General features: G+C 60.1%; 4 protein-coding genes. All 4 read right to left on the bottom strand.

The genetic code is table 11. The features are described from left to right. Positions 1 to 500: 500 nt before the first annotated feature. Positions 501 to 938 (bottom strand): hypothetical protein, encoded by a 438-nt coding sequence (locus B7R21_RS19615; RefSeq protein WP_253259921.1) that lies wholly within the window; start codon positions 936 to 938, stop codon positions 501 to 503. A 535-nt stretch (positions 939 to 1473) separates the two neighbouring features. Continuing rightward, positions 1474 to 1704 carry a hypothetical protein gene (locus B7R21_RS19610; RefSeq protein ID WP_147306002.1) on the bottom strand — a complete coding sequence of 77 codons (231 nt, stop codon included), beginning with the start codon at positions 1702 to 1704 and terminating at the stop codon, positions 1474 to 1476. 114 nt (positions 1705 to 1818) lie between these two features. Beyond that, positions 1819 to 2313: a DUF4265 domain-containing protein gene (locus B7R21_RS19605; RefSeq protein WP_116284934.1), complete on the bottom strand. Its 495-nt coding sequence runs from the start codon at positions 2311 to 2313 to the stop codon at positions 1819 to 1821. Positions 2314 to 2423: 110 nt separating this feature from the next. Continuing rightward, on the bottom strand, positions 2424 to 3179 hold the full coding sequence (locus B7R21_RS19600; protein ID WP_116284933.1) for a hypothetical protein: 756 nt from the start codon (positions 3177 to 3179) through the stop codon (positions 2424 to 2426). Between the last annotated feature and the right edge of the window lie 207 nt (positions 3180 to 3386).

Here is a 3386-nt window from a genome sequence, read left to right as displayed (position 1 = left end):
CCGCAACCACACCGCAGCATCCGACGAACTACGCCGCATCACCACCGGCACAAACCTGCGCTAACCTAACCCCGCGACCTGGGGAGTTTCAACGAGCAGGACTGGGGAAATTCGCTGAGCGCCGTCATAGTCTCAGAATCGTTGGTGAGTGACAGATATGCAAGGTTCTGGGCGGCGTCATATGTCGAGTCCATCTTCCGACCTTAGCTAAATGACGACCTGGCGCAGGGCTTGAGCTTTGAGCTCAGCTTCTGCGCTTCCTTCCCGATCCATCGCAGACTAGTCGCCCTCTTTGTAGGACTTCGTCTGCGCGGGCGTCTAACAGAACGCGTCTCCGCAGTCGAGTGAATGTCTGCGGCGCTACGACGTTGCGAACTGGTCTAGTGCGCTCCCGAGAAGTGGATGCGGGCCGTCAAGGCGATCTCGCGCGCAGCGGCACGGCCTATATTGTGACCAACGCCGGCGTCGGTGCGGCAGTCGGAGGCGAGTGCCAGAACGGGCTACGTCCCGTCGACCGAGGTATCGAACTCGACTTGTTCTGTGACCGCAGCCTTTGCCTCCGGCCGGTGATACCGACGTTCACGACTGTCGAGTTCGTCTTGAACGGCGACGAAGAACCGGTCGATGACACCGACCCGGCGGGTGTACAGAAGGACATCCGCGCCGGGAACCTTCTCAGACACGTCTATCTCGATCCGGGTGTGCGTGGCATCCACGGCGGTGTACCGGAGGCGCTGCTCGAACAACACGAAGCCCGAGAACACCTGCGCAACGGGATCCACGAGGCTGGTGCCCTTCACTGCGTGCCGAACGAAGTCGCGCACCTCGCCGATGGGCACCGGCACGACCACATGGGGAAGACGTTTAGGTTCAACATCGTTCTTATCGCCTCTGCGCGGCCATATCTCGCTCACTGAGGCAGCGTAGCCCGGCTTCAACAGCCGGTGGTGGCCCCGCGCAGATTCGAACTGCGGCCGCTGCCTGCCAACCGCTATGTGGTCGTCTAGATACTGTTGTCATGTGGATGAGAATCAGGACGGGCCGCGCGAGGATGCGCGGGCTCAACTCCGATGGCTCACGCCAGCGGAGGGCGGACGCAAGAGTGGTCTGCCCGCTGGTGATGGCTTCCGTACCCCCGTTTGGCTAGGTCCTGGGGAACCAGATTTGCAGGCCGGTGTGGCCACGGCCGAGGGTGTGTTTCTCACGGCACTGCTGCGACCAGTCGACGGCTGGAGTCAGGTGCGAGTAACTTTCTTAGTCCTGGATCTGGCAGAGCCGTTTCTTGGTATCGGTCAGCCGCTCCGCGTGTTTCAAGGACCTCAACTGGTGGCAGTGGGAAAACTTGTTCATCTGATGTAGCCACGACTGACTTTCTCTGACGCGGGCGTCCAGCGGAACAAGTTTGCCGGCTCAGATGGCGGGGGATTTGAACGGGATTCGACGCGAGGAGTGCTGGGCTGTGCTTGTGCGGTGTCAGACGGGCGGTTTGCCTTTTTTACGGCGAAGGTTGTTGACGATCATTACGACAACTGCCGACAGGCTGAAGATGATTCCGAGGACGAAAAGCGAACCACCCGGAAGCGCTTTGAAGATGCCTCGGCCTGGCTCGCCGAAGGCGAATTCAGGGAGAAATATCAGACACAAAGCACATGCGATAGCGAACGTGATCAGGAAGCCCACGCCGGCCTTCTGGTTTATGGACATCGAATCTCCCCGGGTCTCGTAGGCAATAGTGTCACGAGAAATTCAACGTACCGATCACAACTCCGTTCGCACCAGACCGACGATGAACGGGAGGGTGGGGGAGTCGTCCTTTGGCTAGCCATTCTCGTAGACGAATGCGCCGGCCTTCTCGTCGGACGCGAGGCTCTGGCTGATCGCCGGTGCGGCCGTGTCGGAACAAGACAGGGCTATCAGTCGCTCAGAGATGACATCCACAAGGCAACCGGTCTGCGCGTATCTCACGGCGACCGTTCTCCATGGTTCTGTCCTTGCCTCAGGCAGGCAAATTCGGAATGTCGCTTGACCTGACTTCCGAACGATGCCGGTGCAGACGAGGGGGCCTTCCGCAGATTCGAGGGTGGAGAGATGATCGCCGAAATTAACGCCATATGTATACGCCGGCACTGCCCGGAGCTCGACTATCCCGTCTTCTACGGGGACGGCATTCATTCCCTCCCATGTCTGCGGCCCATCATCGGGCGGGAGCGGTAGCCACACGGTCAGCGTGGACTCGGCTGACTCGGGCAGAGGATCGAGGTCTTCCCCGTTCCAAGTTGCGACCAGGCTCGGGTGCTGCTTGTAGGAGTCCATGACGCAAATCTAGCTGTCAGTCCCGGGGTAGCCAGAAAGGAACTCTCCCTCGTCAGTCGTGCTCTTTGTCAGACGGTCTACGGGACGCCGTGACCGCTCTCGCCTCGTGCTCATTCCATGTGATTTGGCTTGACCGGCCAGCGGATTGTCTCGAGCTCGGGGCTCGCCTCGATCGCGTTGATGAGTTCGACGGGTCCACTGATTTTCGTCGCGAGGAGATCCCAGTCCGTGTAGATGAACCACGTCCTGTCGATCGGCCATATGTTGCTCGGGGTAGCGTGCCCGGTCTCGGTCCTCACAAGCTGCTGCAGGTCGTTTAGAGATCCGGAATAGACCGTCGCCGAGTCGAACTCCTGAGCTGGTAGTGCGGCGAAGAATGCGATGCATTCCTCGGTTGTCTCGGGGAGGATTGTCTTCACGGCGTCGACAACTGACTGCAGGTCCTTCTCGTTCAGCTGGCCCTCGTTGGGCGCGAGGATGTTTGCGGGCAAGGCGGGCGGCAGCCAGCTGTCGCTGGGTGGGTTAGACATCCCTGCTCCGAGCTCGAAATTGAGCCGGCAAGCTAGCTCAGACCAGGGAAGACGAGTCCATTTCTCGACCGGCGTCGGGCTGTACTCCAGAGGTATTCCGGTAGAGAGATCGACGGGAGAGCCCGTCGCTTCGCCCAGCAGAGTTCGAGGCCTTTTATTCGGTGCGTCGGCTGAGCTTTCGACGTCCTTGTACATTGAGTGAAGGACCCAGACGGAGTCATCCCAGCCGGAGATGTCATATCCCACCACCGCGCCGTGACTTGTACTTGCGGCCGCGTCTGCTAGCCAGGCGATCTTGTCCGCGGCGTCACCCTGGCTCAGCTTTAGCATCGTCATGATGCAAGTATCCAGTGTCAGCGAATCGACCATCAGGCCTAGCTTTGCATCGACCCCACAGAGCGGGCGTTAGCCTGAACGGTCAAGTCCCCGGTGGTGGTGTAGCGGTAGTTCCTTCGGTTTGATGGGTTAGGCGCTGAGGGCGAGTGCTGTTTCTTCGACCTCCGTCCTGGTGTCGGGGACGAGGGCGAGGCGGCTTTTGGCGAG

The sequence above is a fragment of the Subtercola boreus genome, from assembly GCF_003399625.1.
GTDB lineage: Bacteria > Actinomycetota > Actinomycetes > Actinomycetales > Microbacteriaceae > Subtercola > Subtercola boreus_C.
The sequence above is the reverse complement of the archived record's forward strand: the minus strand, read 5'-3'. Positions and strand labels throughout refer to the sequence as shown.